This is a genomic window from Hyphomicrobium sp. D-2 (assembly GCF_029872155.1).
Classification (GTDB): Bacteria; Pseudomonadota; Alphaproteobacteria; order Rhizobiales; family Hyphomicrobiaceae; genus Hyphomicrobium_A.
The window spans coordinates 16,542-30,347 of record NZ_JARXLA010000008.1 but is presented as its reverse complement, the minus strand read 5'-3'; the positions used below and the strand labels follow the sequence as shown (position 1 = coordinate 30,347).

Here is a 13,806-nt window from a genome sequence, read left to right as displayed (position 1 = left end):
AAAAACGCGGAGCAAAGAAAAAGCCGGAGCGAGTTTCGAGGTGATCGAACCGGCTCCGGCTTTTTATATCGTCACTGGTCGTTGGCGGCCATCAGCAGAGGCTGCGCGGGCTCGGCACTACGAGGCCAGCGCCCATGAAGGCTGTGCCCGGAGATAGCAGCTGGCCGGCATCGCGCAGGCAGCGTGCGAAGCTGTCGGCGCCTTCGATGGCTTCCTCGACGTCGTCGCTGCCCAGCAAGGCAATCGCGCAGGCCTTGAAGGCCGGGCAGGTGCTGTGCTGGCAGGCAGCAACCATCGAAATAGCCAGACACTCGTCGCGGCAGAAACGGGCGCATTGCGCGGGGAAGACCTCGATGCGGCGCTCGGCAGTGTCCTGCACGGCGCGCACCCAGCATGCCAGCTCCGTCATCAGCGGCTTTGCAGCGCGAGGTCCCACGGCTTTGGAGAACTCGTGCCAGGCAACTTCCCAGCAGCCGATGTCGCTGGTCTGAAAGCCCTGCAGCCAACAGCGGAAGCCGACGCCGACAAGGCGCTCGGCGGCGGGAAACATGGCTGCGGCGGGGATGGCAGTATCCCGGCCCAGCTTGAAGGTATCGATCTCAGACATCAGTTGGTCCCCTGATCGAACTGTACGCGGTCGACAAGTTCAGATGCTTTCTTGCGCAGCTTCGCGATATCGGAGAGCGGCAGCGGATCGGCCTTCAAGGGCCCCCAGCTCTGCACGAGCTCCGAAGCCGGAATGCCTTCCACCACCGGATATTCTCCGTTGGCTTCGGCATAGATCTTCTGGGCTTCCGGCGAAACGAAAAATTCCATCAGCTTCTGCGCATTGTCCTTGTTGGGAGCGTGCGCTGCCATAGCAACGCCCGAGACGTTGACATGGGTTCCACGGTCGTCGGCATTTGGAAACACAATGCGCACTGCCTCGGCCCACTCGCGGGTCTCCGGCTTGTTCATCATCGCGCGCATGTAATAGGTGTTGCCGATCGCGATATCGCACAGCCCGGCTTTCACATCGCGTACGGCTTCGCGATCACCACCGGCGGGCTTGCGGCCAAGATTGTCCTTGAGGCCACGCAGCCACTTCTCGGCTTCTGCTTCGCCGTGATGAGCGATCATCGAAGCGATGAGGGCGATATTATATGTGTGCTGGCCGGAGCGGATGCAGACCTTGCCGCGCCATTTCGGATCAGCCAGTTCCTCATAGGTGAACTTGTCCTGCTTCACGCGATCCTTGGACGCGTAAACAACGCGCGCGCGCCGCGTCAGACCGAACCACTGGTTCTGGTCGTCGCGCCATGCGGCGGGGATGGACTTGTTCAGAATCTCGGAGTTGACCGGCTGCGTAACGCCTGCCTCAACAGCCTGAACGAGCAGGCCGGAGTCATTACTTAGGATAAGATCGGCGGGGCTGTTTTTGCCCTCGGCCTGAATGCGCTCGATAAGGCCTTTCGGCGTGAAAACGGCATTGACCTTGATGCCGGTTTCCTTGGTGAACTGGTCGAGCAGCGGTTTGATGAGACCGGGCTCGCGGAAGGAATAGATATTGACCTCGCCATCGGCATGGCCGGTGGCGGCAAATGCGAAGCTCGAAACGGCGACGGCTGTGGCGCACACAGCGTGACGCAGGAAAGCCTTGGTGGACCGCATGAGAAACTCCAATAAGCGGGGTTCAAGGCCCCGGTATCGGTGGATACGACGGGCGAGTGGCGATGCCCGCTAAGCGATCATCCCTAACGTGGCGCGAAGTGTGCCGTCAACAAAAGTGCTTGAAATGCCAATAGATTAGAAATCGTCTAATTCGAAGTAGTGGCGGGCGGCACGATGCGGTCGCGTGGAAAAACCAGAGCGACTGCCGTGCCTTCGCCGGTTGCACTGTCGATTTCGAGCCTGGCGCCGTTGGCTTCGGCGAGACTGCGTGCCAGCGGCAATCCGATGCCGAGCCCGCCTGTGGTGCTGGGCTTGGGCTCCTGAGGCACGCTGGCTTTCAATACGGCTTCGATCTGCTCCGATGTCATCCCGGAGCCGGTGTCCTGCACGGCAATAAAGATGGAGCGGTTGAAGCCGAGGCCGGTGACGACGCGGACGTCGCCGTCGCGCGGTGTAAACTTGATCGCATTCGACAGCAGGTTGAAAAGCACCTGCTTGATCGCGGTAGCATCGCCCCGCACCAGCGGAAGCTGATTGTGGAACTCGACCGACAGCTTCAGCCCGGCTTCTTCAGCCAGCGGGCGAACAGCAGAAACCGAGCTGTTGGCCATTGCGTTGAGATCGATCTCCGTCATTTCCGGCGCGGCGGACGACTGATCGGCGATATCGCCTCCCAGCAGACGGCTTATCAGCGCCAGGGCGTGGCGGGCGTTGTCGTGGATGTCCGAGCTGTAATCGCGGTAGCGCTCGTTCTCCAGCGCGCCGAAGCGCTCATCGCGCATGATTTCGGCGGCCGCAGCTATGGCGCTCAAGGGGGTGCGCAGCTCGTGGGCGAGTTTTGAAACCCGCGCCTTGCGTTCGATCTCGGCAGCGGATGCACTGGCCGCATTTTCATCATCTGCGTCGGCCGGCAGGGGCTCCGATCGTGCCCCTGCAAAGCCATTCCGGATCGCGTTGGCGATTTTCGATAGCGTTGCGGCATCGTCCGGGTTTGGGGCTGAGGCTGAGGGCAGGGGGCTCAGAGGCGCGGTGAGGGCCGCTTCGCCGTCTTCATCTCCATCCGCGCCGAGGGCTTCTTGCTTTCGGGCCGGTGTCGCCGTCTTGTTTGAGCTGCCCGAGGTGGCGATGCTCACCAGCACGAGTTCTGGCGGCGTTGATGTGTCGAGGTTTTCAGGTAAGGCTGCGACGTCGCACAGCAGGCTTTCCGCGCCATAGGCGGTCCAGAACACGAGCGGTTCACGGCGGCCACCATCGAGTGTTTCGCGGATCATGGCGCGCAGGCGCACAAGTCCGGGCATGGCGGCGTCGAGTGTTCCGGAAGCTGCGTCGGGACGCAGGCCAAGGCGAGCGGCGCCAGCGGCGTTGGCGGCAAGAACGCGGCCGCGTGCAGGGTCGATGATCCATGCCGGATCCAATCGGCCTGCCAGTGCTCTGGCCGGGTCTGCTGCTAGGTTAGGTCTCAGAGCGTGCTCGCCATCTGTGGACATCGAAAATACCAAATGCTTCAAATCTGTTAGCGCGCCGCGCCGCTTGCGTCCATCTGCATGCAGCTACACCGACGCGTATCCCACACGCATTTCGCGATCATGCAATAAAAGAACGCGCTATATTCGTGTTTGGCCGGGATCATGTGTCCGGCCCTATAACCATACCGGCCAGGGAGAAGCCCCCAATGTCCGACAAGCCGCAATTTGAGTTTCCTGAGGCGGTTCGAGAGCTTGCCGAGCGCAACGTCGAGCAGGCCCGCACTGCCTATAACCAATTCATTGATATGGCGCGCAAGGTTCAGGACACACTGGCGACATCGCAGGGCGCCGTGACTTCCAGTGCGGCAGAAATGCAGTCTCAGATTGCGAAATTTGCCGAGCAGAATATCCAGGCCAGTTTTTCCTTCGCCACGGATCTGTCGCGGGCCCGCGATCTTAAGGAATACATGGAAATTCAACAGCGTTACGCGCAAAAGCAGATGCAGACCTTCGCCCATCAGGCCCATGTTCTTGGCCGGCTGGTCAGTGAAGCGGCGCAAAAAGCGCAAGGTCGCTGAGGCAGCACCAGATTGGTGCCGGGCGGGGCGAGAGGCCCTTCGTCTGCGCCGTTTCGATGCAATTTCATCGCGGATCTTGCTTCCGGGCGCCGGTCGCTGTATTGCACGGCCTCCTTACGTCAAAGTGCTCAGCCTGCTAGGGTCACATTGCGGCCCCGATGGGCAGTCTCGATGGATTGACTTTCAGGCTCGTGCTGACGTAAGTCCCTGATGTTAAATGTGTGCCGCCTTAGCTCAGTTGGTTAGAGCGCTAGATTGTGGATCTAGAGGTCCCCGGTTCGAGCCCGGGAGGTGGTACCATCAACACAATGACCTCCCTTCAGATTGTTTCGCGCTGAATAGCGCTTTGGCGTTTGCCCCCACAGTCGCGATGCGGCTGTCAGTCTGGTGGTTCGCGCGCGATATCCCCTTTTCAGCTTTGGTTTTGTTGAAGGTTCCGGCGGCATCCGAATGCTTTGCCGCGCTTCCGGTTGGACGAGATGATCGTCTGGCGGCAACCTACTCTTGCGTGATTCGCGTTGCTCTTCAGTAACACTCCAGAGTCGCGCAAGCCGCGACATGGGCTTTCGCGTTGACTTTGTGGCGACGTTGAGGCGCTCTAAAGAGGTGACGGTTTCGCTGTACGCGCCTTGTGTGCGGCGATGAAAAGGGAACACGGTGAGGCTCGTCCGATGCCGTGGCTGCTCCCGCAACTGTAAGCGGTTAGTTCTTTTCGCAAATGCCACTGCCGGCTCGCGTTGAGCCAGTGGGAAGGCCGGAAAGAATGTCTGAGCCGTGAGCCAGGAGACCTGCCGCCACAAGTCGCCCATCCTCCATGCGGGACGCTTGGTGGAACGGTCAACCGTAGTGGCGACTGATGTGTAACCGAAGGGGCCCACGTCAGCATGTCTAGCTACGGTGTCATCATCCGACACTGATGAATTGAGACGGTTCCGGCCGCAGTGGGCCGCAGCTTGTGCTGCGGCTGCAGGAGGCTGTTGTTTCAGTGCGTCGTAGTTTGCGTGTGTGATGTTGAGCTCCCCGAGGCTCAGTTCTGCGTAACGGGGGCTATTATGTATTTGCGTTGGTCACGGCGGCATTCCGCCCAGTCTATTCATGCGCGGTTGCTCGCGCTTACGGTTTCTGTCGTCGCCGTCGCTGGAGCGACTGGGGCAAACGCTCAGTCGGCGGATGACTTTGCGGCTAGCGAGCTGCCGCCGCTTGAGGTCGAAACCTCTCAGAAAAAGAAGGTCGTCAAGAAGCGGCCGAATGCTGAGCCGCAGGTTCCGGTGGCGCAGGCGAGCGGTTCGAGCGCGGGCACGACCGATGCTACGGTATCGCATACCGCAAACAACACGCCGACCGACGCCGCCAAGGTCGGCTCGTCCGTGGTGGTGTTGACGGAGAAGGATCTCAACGCCCAGTCCAAAATCTACCTGAAGGATTACCTCCAGCAGGTGACGGGTGTGAACTTCAGCCAGAATGGCCCGCCCGGCACGATGACCCGTATCAGCGTGCGCGGTGTTTCGATGAAGTACGTGAAGATGCTGGTAGACGGCATCGACGTCAGCGATCCTTCCGGTACGACTACGGTCACACACTTCGAGCATCTGATGGTCGGAGACGTTTCGCGGATCGAGGTGCTGAAGGGCTCGCAGAGCACGCTTTACGGCGGGGATGCCATCGGCGGCGTTATCAGCATACAGACCAAGGCAGCGACGAAGCCTGGCTTCTTCCAGAGCGGCAGTGCGGAATACGGCACTTACAACACCTATAACGGCAATTACACCGCCGGATACGCCACTACTGACGGCAGTAATATTGCGCTTTCGGTGCAGGGCGTGAACACCGACGGCTTCTCGGCGTATGCGCGCGGCACGGAAGACGATGGCTATCGCAACCTTACGCTCTCGGGCCGTGGAACATACCGCGTTTCCGATGCTGTCTCGCTGTTCTTTGCCGGCCGCACCACCGATGCCCGGTACCATTATGATGGTGGCTTCCCGCTGCAGGACGCAGACAACTACGGCGATTTCGCGCAGCATGCCGGTCGCGCTGGAATGGAAGTGTCACTGTTGGGTGGAGCGTTCGTCAACACCTTCGCCATTCAGGGCATGACCGTCACGCGAGATCTTTATGAAGGTGGAACAGACTCGTTCTACGACGGCGACCGCATCAAAGGTGAATACAAGGGCGTGCTTTCAATCAACGAGCGGCTGGCGTTTCTCGCTGGCGCAGATTGGGAGCGCACCAGCATCAGCAACAGCAACATCACCTACAGCCCGTCGGCCGACATTGCCGGTGTCTATGCTCAGTTGATGATGGAGCCGATTGACGGCCTACTGCTGACCGGTGGCGGTCGCGTTGATGAGCACAGCGAATTCGGGCGCTTTAACACTTACCGTCTCACCGGCGCCTATCAGCTTCCGGGCACCGAAACCAAGTTCCGCGGCTCTCTCGCCACCGGCTTCCGCGCTCCGGCGTTGGATGAAATGTTCGGCCTGTATCCAGGGATACCTTATTACGGCAACACTGCGCTGACGCCTGAAGAAAGCAAGAGCTGGGATGTCGGAATCGATCAGGGCTTCCAGCGGGGGCGTTACCTGCTGAGCGCAACGTACTTCGAGATCGATACCGAGAACGCGATCATTTATGATTGGACGGGCTGCACTGCCGCTGTGCCGTGCATGGTCAACGTTCCGGGCATTACCAACCGTCGTGGCGTCGAGTTGAGTGCAGCAGCGCAGGTAACCGATTATCTGGCGGTCTCAGCGGGCTACACATACACCGATACGGAAATTCCATCAGGTGCGCGCCTGCCATTCGTGCCCAAGCACAGCCTCGTGCTCGGTCTGGATGTGAAGCCGATCGATAAGGTCGAGCTAAATGTCGTTGGTCAGTACGTCGCTAACACGTTCCAGAGCGCGACAGTGAATCTCGACGATTATTTTCTGCTTAGTGCGAAGGCTTCGTACGAGTTCACGCCCGGCTGGAAGGCCTACGTGCGCGGCGAGAACCTGCTCGACGAGAAGTATCAAACTATCGCCAACTACGGCACCGCCGGCCTGACCGTTTTCGGTGGTATCCAGATGGCGATGCCAGCCAACTGATCTGCGCGTCGTTCAGCCGGCGCTGCGACGTTAGTGGCGCTGGTATCGCCTTGCGATAGATCGCCAAGCGATCCGCTACCCCTACCCACTTCGAGGATCCCGCCCTCGAAACCCCCGGAGCGCGTTGCCCAGATTTGGGTGGCGCGCTCCAACGCTTTTGGGCCTGCCTGATTGGCGGCGCGTGTGGTTCTGTTGATGCATGCCACTGCATGCGCCGACGACAGGACGCGATCCGCCGCTGCCGTTTCAGGGTAGAAGTACGTTTGACCTGTGCCGCGGCAGGGTCTCCGCGTGCAGTTGGCTCTTGTTGCGCTTCAAGCGATCTCGTGCCGCAGGAGCATGCCAAGCTCATCCTACGGCCGAAGCTATGGTGAACAGTCCTGCGTCATGCAGGATGCGCCGGCTTCTTTAGTGCACCCGCTCCGCCGTTCCCATCATCGTCGCCTTGGAGACTAGGCATAAGCCTGCTCCGCGCCGCCTCTCCCGTCACGCTCTGTTAAGCCAGCGTCGAACTGCGGTATCGACCGCAGCAGCAGGCTGGAATATAGGAACGCAGCCCGCCGACCGTTCCGGCCGCGCGGCGCGGAGGTCCGCGTCGAACGCCCATGCGTGCACTCACAGAAAATCCGCTGCTGCGGTATCCGAATTTTGCGCTGCTGTTGTTAGGCCGCTTCCTGTCGTCCGTGGCCATGCTGACGCAAAGCGTCACGCTGGGGTGGCAGGTTTATTCCATCGCGCGCCTCGAACATACGGTCGCCTACTCATCATTTCTCGTCGGCATGATCGGGCTGGTACAATTCGTACCGATGTTCGCGTTTGTGCTGCTCGCGGGAGAAACAGCAGACCGGTATGATCGCCGCAAGATCCTCATCGCGTGCTGTCTTCTGCAGGTGTTCTGCTCGGCCAGCCTGGCATTCATCGCGACATCATCCGAGCCAAGCCTGATCGCAATCTTCGCGGTCGCTGCGCTGTTCGGGGTGGCGCGCGCCTTCACCATGCCGGCCGGCGCATCGCTAGGGCCCATGCTGGTGCCGCGCGAGATCCTGCCACGTGCGATCGGCTGGAACACGCTGGGCATGCAGATGGGAATGGTGCTTGGCCCATGGCTTGGCGGTGTACTGTCTGCAATCTCGGTGCCGCTGTCCTATGCCACCGCTGCCACGCTGTATGCCTGCGCCACGGTTGCCATCACATGCATCCGGGGCAACACAAAGCCGGATCATCAGGGTGGCAAGCGCCTCAAGCTGATACTCGAAGGCATTTCGTACGTGTGGTCGAACAAGATTGTGTTCGGTGCCATTTCGCTGGACCTGTTCGCGGTGCTGCTGGGCGGAGTCACCGCGCTGCTGCCGGTGTTCGCACGTGATGTTCTGCATATCGGCGCGGATGGTTTCGGCATGTTGCGTTCAGCCCCGGCGATCGGTGGCGGATTGATGGCGCTGACGCTGAGCACGCGACCGGTCCAGCGCAACGCTGGCTTCTGGATGTTGGTCGCCGTTGCGGTTTATGGCGCGGCGACGATCGTGTTCGCGCTGTCGTCCTGGCTGTGGCTGTCGATGGTGGCGCTGGCAATTCTGGGCGCGGCCGATGCGGTTTCGGTGTTCGTGCGTCAAACGCTTATTCAGATTGTGACGCCGGATCCGATGCGCGGGCGCGTCACCGCAGTTTCAAGTCTGTTCATCAGCGCCTCAAATGAGTTGGGCGAGTTTGAAAGCGGCGTTGCGGCGCGTTTCCTGGGGCCAGTCGGCGCGGCGATATTCGGTGGCGTAGGGTCGATTGCGCTGACCGGCATATGGGGCAGATGGTTTCCTGCGCTGCGCAATGCGCATCTCGACACCGCCCGGACGGAAATGCCTGCCCGGAAGTGAACCGGACAGGCATGTTTGTAAATCGTCAGCTTGGTGCTCTTGTGCTGTGCCGCGTTTATGCCGGTGCCGCGTTTGGCAGCCACTGATAGAGCCACGTCTCCGAAAGCGTCTCATCGCCCAGTCGGAGGAAGCAACGCAGGTCGACAGGCTCGTCGCCCTCGGCCGTAAGGTCGAACAGCGCGCGCCAACGGTCGGTGCCGACAACCTTGATGACATAGGCGTTATCTACGGAGCCGCGCGAGGGCGTAACCACGGGCGTGATGTCAAAGCGCTGCTCCATGTTGGAGAGCGGGCCGCCGACGAAATCGATGACGAACTTGCGCTTGTGCTGATCTTCCGCGCGGCGCTGACCGGGAACGCCGCCAGCGCCGTTATACGTGGCGACAACGCGACCGATGTTTACCGGCGGATTGGGTTCGTCGTTCGCCCAATGCAGCTTGTATTCGTAGCGCAGTTCGGTGCCCGTTCGCACGGGCTCCCTCGGTACCCAGTAAGCGACGATGTTATCGTGGATCTCATCGTCGGTCGGAATCTCGACAAGCTGCACCGCGCCTTCACCCCACGGGCCGACAGGCTCGACCCAGATGCCGGGGCGCTTGTTGTAGAATGCGCCGTCGTCCTGATAGCGCTCAAAGTCGCGGTCGCGCTGCATAAGGCCGAAGCCTTTGGGCGAATTATCGAGGAACGAATTGGTCCGCACCTGCCTTGTATTGATAAGGGGGCGCCAGATGTGTTCGCCAGTGCCGGTCCAGATCGCGAGGCCGTCGCTGTCATGAATTTCGGGCCGCCAGTCGGTGGCAAAGCGCAGCTCGTTTTCGCCGTACCAGTACATGCTGGTAAGCGGTGCAATGCCGACGCGGTCGATGTCGGTGCGTGCAAAAAGGTCGGCGGTTACCGTGACCACTGGCACGCGGCCCTTGGTGGCTTCGAAGCGGTAGGCGCCGGCAATGCTGGGGCCGTCAAGCAGCGCGTAAACGACGAATGGCGATGCTTCGTCCTTCGCTTCCTCCAGCCAGAATTCGGTGAAGCGTGGAAACTCTTCCGCCTGCGGCATGGCGGTGTTGATGGCGATGCCGCGTGCAGAAGCACCGTACTGATCGTCTTCGCCCGATGAGCGGAAGTAGCTTGCGCCCTGGAACGCCAGCCAGTCAGTTTCCTGGCCGCGGCCGTTCATGACGCGAAAGCCTGAAAAGCCAAGATCGGCGGGCAGCTTTTCAGCGAACTTCGGATCTTTGTAATCGAAGCTGTCGGCGGAAAAGATGATTTCGCGAGACTGACTGTCGCTGAGCTGGTTAAGCCGCACAGGCAGGGAATTGTACATGTCGACATGAAACAGCCGCACCGGGAAAGATCCGGGGCCGGTCGGCCACAGCTCGCGATCGCCGCGGAAGCGGATTTTCTGCGCGGCGTCGAAATCGATGCTGGCGACGATCTCAGCGGCGGCGGGTGGCGCTACGTATGGCTTTGCAGCCAGTTCCTTTGCGCGTGAGCGGAGTGCTTCGAAGCTGAAGGGCTCGGCATCGCCCAGTCGTGAAATAGGCGGCGGCTCGGCATAGGCAGGGCTCAAACCGGCAATCGCCAGCGTCAGGGCCCAGGGCCCTCCCGTGGCAAGCAGTTCCCGGCGGCTTACGGTCGGCATTGCGTCACCTGTTGCTTTTGTTGAATTCGTTCTGAAGCAGCGCGTGTAGGGAGTGCGAGCGACTTAGGCGCTATCTCGATGGCAGGACATGAGATGGGTGTCGTGGCGGATTGTTGTCAACGCGAGGCTCCATTCTTCACCACCCGGCTATTCGCAGAATGCGGATAATTCGCGTTAACCCGTTGGCGTTCCCAAGGCAGCCTACTGACCTGCCATTTTAACGCCACTGCCCGCCGGAAACCGGATGCAACCGCTGGGCGTTATGCCGTGGTGGCTGTGCCGCTCTCAGTCGGGCGGCAGCTCAATGCAGGAGTTTTGTCAGTATGGCAACGAAAGTTCAGCGGACCTCTAAAGATGGCGGTAAAGCCATGCCTGATCATGCCCCGGATGGCTCCAAGCACGCGGTGGATCGCAAGCAGGATCGCGGTTCCGCGCGGCGCCTCATCAAGGGCAACGACGGCGATGCCCGAATGCTGGCGGGCACCAAAAAGCCGACGGGCCAGAAATCGGCCTCGGCGCGTGAAACAGACAGGGATCTTGACGAGGCTTTGGAGCAGACTTTCCCGGCCAGCGATCCGGTCTCGTTCGAAAGTACGCTGGTTCCTGGCAGCCGGCGGTGAAAGTGTTTTTTATGGCGCTCGGCGATTCCGCTGCGTGGAGCCGGGTGCCGAGCGCGCAGAAATCCTTCGCCAGACGCGAGATGCGCTCACACAGCCTTGCAGGCAGATTTCTCGGGCTTTAGCGGGGCTCTTCTTCAGCGCCGATTTGCGTGTAGGCCTTGCCGGTGACCGGGTCACGCCCGCCGCGATATTCGTAATCGCGTCCGCCAGAGGCGGTCGAAGCAGGCGCGCGCGGACTTACCGGAGCAGGACGATAGGCTCCTCCAGCCGGTTGCGAACTCGCATCCCATTCGTTTTCAGCGCCGACCTGATGCGGTGCCTCGTAGCTCTGGGCTGGACGCGGCGGCGCTACGCTTTGCGTCGTCAGTGATGGCGCTGTAGCCGAGCTACAACCAACGAGGCCGAGAGCGAGCGCACACAGCGACGCGCACGCCGCAAGCGTCAATGAAAATTTATGTTGGTCAGTGCTTTGCAATGCGAGGCTCGCACTTTGATTTAGCATCATGCGAAGCGGATGCAGATGAATCGGGTTCCGCAGTCAGAAGCGCGGATCGAATGGGAGCTTGCAGGTCATCCCGTTGCTTGAGCTAGGGAATATGCTGATTCTTAGCCGCCGAGTCAGCCCCGAGGCTTCGACGAAGCTGCAATGTAGTTGACGTCGGTGTCGTTTCCGAGACGCCAAGTGTCTGACATCACATCATAGATAATGCCGGAACAGTCCGGATCGTTGCATCCCGCCTGGGTAAGAAATTGTCCCAGTTCGCCGGTCGTTACGAAGCGGTTCCAGTCGTGGGTGCCCCGTGGCAGCCAGCCGAGCACATATTCCGCGGCGACGATCGCCAGCGCATACGACTTCCAGTTGCGGTTCAGCGTTGAGAAAATGAGCATACCGCCCGGGCGCACGGTTTCGGCGATGCTGCGCACGAATGCGGCCGGGTCCGGAACGTGCTCAATGACTTCCATACAAACTGCTGCGTCGAACTGCGCCCCCGAAGCTGCCAGCTCTTCTATCGAGGTGGTACGATAGTCGATATCGAGGCCCTGAGAGGCGGAGTGAGCGCGCGCCACGGCGATGGAATCGGTCGTTGGGTCGATGGCTGTGACAGTGGCGCCAAGGCGGGAAAGCGGCTCCGATACCAGCCCGCCACCGCATCCTACATCCACGATGCGCAAGCCCACCAAAGGCTTAAGGCCCTTATCCGTAACGAAAAAATGGCGCAGCAGGTGGTCGCGAATGAAGCCAAGCCGGGCCGGCCCCTGATCGTGCAGGGGCTTTAGACGGCCCTTGGTGTCCCACCATTCGGCCGCCAGCCTACCGAACCGTTCGACCTCGACGGGGTCGAGATTGGGGGCGGCGTTGGGGGGCTCAGGTGTGTTCGTGGCGCTCTGCATGGGCCGATACCGTAGGGTGCGCAACAGAAAGTCAAGCCGCTGCGTATTGCGGTTGCGGCGCGATGTCGTTAAGAGAACGCCCGTAAACGGGATTCCTGCTCACCGCAGGCTGTTTGCGCCGAATTCTGGACCGGCCGTGCATTCGTGCGTCCGGCACCTCGTCACCCTAATCCTGGCAACTTTAGCGAAGGCCGCACAGCGGGAAGCGCATGGCTGTTGTTGTGATGAAGTTTGGCGGCACGTCGGTTGCCAACGTCGAGCGCATCCGCAATGTCGCGCGCCACGTGAAGCGCGAGGTGGACGCCGGCAACAAGGTTTGCGTGGTGGTTTCCGCCATGTCCGGCGTAACGAATCAGCTCGTTGCCTACGTGCGCGAAGCCTCCCTGTTGCACGATGCGCGCGAATACGATGCCGTCGTCGCCACGGGTGAGCAGGTCACCGCCGGACTTCTCGCCATTGTGCTGCAGTCGATGGGGCTACAGGCGCGCTCGTGGCAGGGTTGGCAGGTGCCGATCACGGCCAGTGCCGCGCACGGTTCCGCCCGCATCACTGGCATTGATGGCGCCGAGATTCTCCGTCGTTTTGAGAACGATGAAGTGGCAGTCGTCACCGGCTTCCAAGGCATCGAGCCAGAGCGTCAGCGCGTTGCAACGCTTGGCCGAGGCGGCTCGGACACCAGCGCCGTGGCCATGGCCGTCGCGCTGAAGGCTGACGTCTGCGACATCTATACCGACGTCGATGGCGTCTACACCACCGATCCGCGCATCGTCGCCAAGGCCAAGCGCCTGCCCAAGATTTCCTATGAGGAGATGCTGGAAATGGCGTCCCTCGGTTCGAAGGTTCTACAGACGCGCTCGGTCGAACTTGCGATGAACCATCGGATGCGCGTGCGTGTCCTTTCCAGCTTCGTAGCGCCGGAAGCGATGGCCCCGGTGCGTCTGGGCCAACTTGAAGACATCGGCACTGTTGTTTGCGATGAGGATGAGATCGTGGAAAGCCAGGTCGTCAGCGGCATTGCCTACGTCAAGGACGAGGCCAAGGTGACGCTCATCAAGGTCGAGGATAAGCCCGGCATCGCCGCGCGCATCTTTGGTCCGCTCGCGGATGCGAACATCAACGTCGATATGATTGTGCAGAGCGTCACGCCTGACGGCAAGCACACCGACATGACCTTTACAGTGCAGGCGACCGAGCTGCCGCGCACTCTCGAAACGCTAAAAGCGGCGAAATCCGAGATTGGCGAGTTCGAAATCCAGAGCTCGGCCGATGTTGCCAAAATTTCGGTCATCGGCATTGGTATGCGCAGCCATGCTGGCGTTGCCGCCCTGATGTTTAAGGCCCTTTCAGACAAGGGTATCAATATTTTGGCGATTACGACCTCAGAGATCAAAATCAGCGTTCTTATCGACGCGGCATACGCCGAGCTTGCCGTTAGGACGCTTCACTCTATTTATGGTCTCGACGCAGACTGAACGCGGACACTACCCCCCGCGTAAGGTCGAGC

At 60.6% G+C, this 13,806-nt stretch carries 11 protein-coding genes, 1 tRNA gene and 1 riboswitch; of the genes, 6 read left to right on the top strand and 6 right to left on the bottom strand.

The window, feature by feature from the left end; all coding sequences use genetic code 11:
* Window positions 1-91 precede the first annotated feature (91 nt).
* From QEZ49_RS12615 to QEZ49_RS12605, 3 genes are all read right to left on the bottom strand, one after another.
* Window positions 92-607 carry a hypothetical protein gene (locus tag QEZ49_RS12615; RefSeq protein WP_068462213.1) on the bottom strand — a complete coding sequence of 172 codons (516 nt, stop codon included), beginning with the start codon at window positions 605-607 and terminating at the stop codon, window positions 92-94.
* Window positions 607-1,650: a Fe(3+) ABC transporter substrate-binding protein gene (locus tag QEZ49_RS12610; protein WP_280387392.1), complete on the bottom strand. Its 1,044-nt coding sequence runs from the start codon at window positions 1,648-1,650 to the stop codon at window positions 607-609. The genes QEZ49_RS12615 and QEZ49_RS12610 overlap by 1 nt, the downstream gene beginning before the upstream one ends.
* A gap of 146 nt (window positions 1,651-1,796) precedes the next feature.
* Window positions 1,797-3,065, bottom strand: coding sequence for a HAMP domain-containing sensor histidine kinase (locus QEZ49_RS12605; RefSeq protein WP_280387390.1), 1,269 nt, complete (start codon window positions 3,063-3,065; stop codon window positions 1,797-1,799).
* Window positions 3,066-3,322: 257 nt separating this feature from the next.
* On the opposite strand from QEZ49_RS12605, the gene QEZ49_RS12600 reads away from it, so the two are divergent.
* From QEZ49_RS12600 to QEZ49_RS12585, 4 genes are all read left to right on the top strand, one after another.
* On the top strand, window positions 3,323-3,694 hold the full coding sequence (locus tag QEZ49_RS12600) for a phasin family protein (protein ID WP_068462219.1): 372 nt from the start codon (window positions 3,323-3,325) through the stop codon (window positions 3,692-3,694).
* 223 nt (window positions 3,695-3,917) lie between these two features.
* A tRNA-His gene (locus tag QEZ49_RS12595) sits at window positions 3,918-3,994 on the top strand.
* Between the two features lie 293 nt (window positions 3,995-4,287).
* Window positions 4,288-4,505, top strand: a riboswitch (cobalamin riboswitch).
* 241 nt (window positions 4,506-4,746) lie between these two features.
* Window positions 4,747-6,783: a TonB-dependent receptor gene (locus QEZ49_RS12590; RefSeq protein ID WP_280387388.1), complete on the top strand. Its 2,037-nt coding sequence runs from the start codon at window positions 4,747-4,749 to the stop codon at window positions 6,781-6,783.
* A 605-nt stretch (window positions 6,784-7,388) separates the two neighbouring features.
* Window positions 7,389-8,651 carry an MFS transporter gene (locus tag QEZ49_RS12585; protein WP_280387386.1) on the top strand — a complete coding sequence of 421 codons (1,263 nt, stop codon included), beginning with the start codon at window positions 7,389-7,391 and terminating at the stop codon, window positions 8,649-8,651.
* A 55-nt stretch (window positions 8,652-8,706) separates the two neighbouring features.
* On the opposite strand, the gene QEZ49_RS12580 is transcribed toward QEZ49_RS12585, so the two are convergent.
* On the bottom strand, window positions 8,707-10,290 hold the full coding sequence (locus QEZ49_RS12580; RefSeq protein ID WP_280387384.1) for a glucan biosynthesis protein: 1,584 nt from the start codon (window positions 10,288-10,290) through the stop codon (window positions 8,707-8,709).
* A 368-nt stretch (window positions 10,291-10,658) separates the two neighbouring features.
* On the opposite strand from QEZ49_RS12580, the gene QEZ49_RS12575 reads away from it, so the two are divergent.
* Window positions 10,659-10,910: a hypothetical protein gene (locus tag QEZ49_RS12575; RefSeq protein WP_280387382.1), complete on the top strand. Its 252-nt coding sequence runs from the start codon at window positions 10,659-10,661 to the stop codon at window positions 10,908-10,910.
* Window positions 10,911-11,028: 118 nt separating this feature from the next.
* Here the strand turns inward: QEZ49_RS12575 and QEZ49_RS12570 are convergent, their stop codons facing one another.
* Both QEZ49_RS12570 and ubiG read right to left on the bottom strand, forming a co-directional pair.
* The gene (locus QEZ49_RS12570; RefSeq protein ID WP_280387380.1) at window positions 11,029-11,355 is read right to left on the bottom strand and encodes a hypothetical protein; all 327 of its coding nucleotides are present in this window, start codon (window positions 11,353-11,355) and stop codon (window positions 11,029-11,031) included.
* Between the two features lie 173 nt (window positions 11,356-11,528).
* Window positions 11,529-12,302: a bifunctional 2-polyprenyl-6-hydroxyphenol methylase/3-demethylubiquinol 3-O-methyltransferase UbiG gene (ubiG, locus tag QEZ49_RS12565; RefSeq protein ID WP_280387378.1), complete on the bottom strand. Its 774-nt coding sequence runs from the start codon at window positions 12,300-12,302 to the stop codon at window positions 11,529-11,531.
* Window positions 12,303-12,511: 209 nt separating this feature from the next.
* Between ubiG and QEZ49_RS12560 the strand changes: the two genes are divergently transcribed.
* A complete protein-coding gene (locus QEZ49_RS12560; RefSeq protein ID WP_280387376.1) occupies window positions 12,512-13,774 on the top strand; it encodes an aspartate kinase in 1,263 nt (420 codons plus the stop codon).
* Window positions 13,775-13,806: the final 32 nt, after the last annotated feature.

Coding starts and splice junctions, on each gene's coding strand:
- QEZ49_RS12615 (WP_068462213.1), bottom strand. CDS start 607: ATGTCTGAGATCGATACCTTCAAGCTGGGCCGGGATACTGCCATCCCC.
- QEZ49_RS12610 (WP_280387392.1), bottom strand. CDS start 1,650: ATGCGGTCCACCAAGGCTTTCCTGCGTCACGCTGTGTGCGCCACAGCC.
- QEZ49_RS12600 (WP_068462219.1), top strand. CDS start 3,323: ATGTCCGACAAGCCGCAATTTGAGTTTCCTGAGGCGGTTCGAGAGCTT.
- QEZ49_RS12590 (WP_280387388.1), top strand. CDS start 4,747: ATGTATTTGCGTTGGTCACGGCGGCATTCCGCCCAGTCTATTCATGCG.
- QEZ49_RS12585 (WP_280387386.1), top strand. CDS start 7,389: ATGCGTGCACTCACAGAAAATCCGCTGCTGCGGTATCCGAATTTTGCG.
- QEZ49_RS12580 (WP_280387384.1), bottom strand. CDS start 10,290: ATGCCGACCGTAAGCCGCCGGGAACTGCTTGCCACGGGAGGGCCCTGG.
- QEZ49_RS12575 (WP_280387382.1), top strand. CDS start 10,659: ATGCCTGATCATGCCCCGGATGGCTCCAAGCACGCGGTGGATCGCAAG.
- ubiG (WP_280387378.1), bottom strand. CDS start 12,302: ATGCAGAGCGCCACGAACACACCTGAGCCCCCCAACGCCGCCCCCAAT.
- QEZ49_RS12560 (WP_280387376.1), top strand. CDS start 12,512: ATGGCTGTTGTTGTGATGAAGTTTGGCGGCACGTCGGTTGCCAACGTC.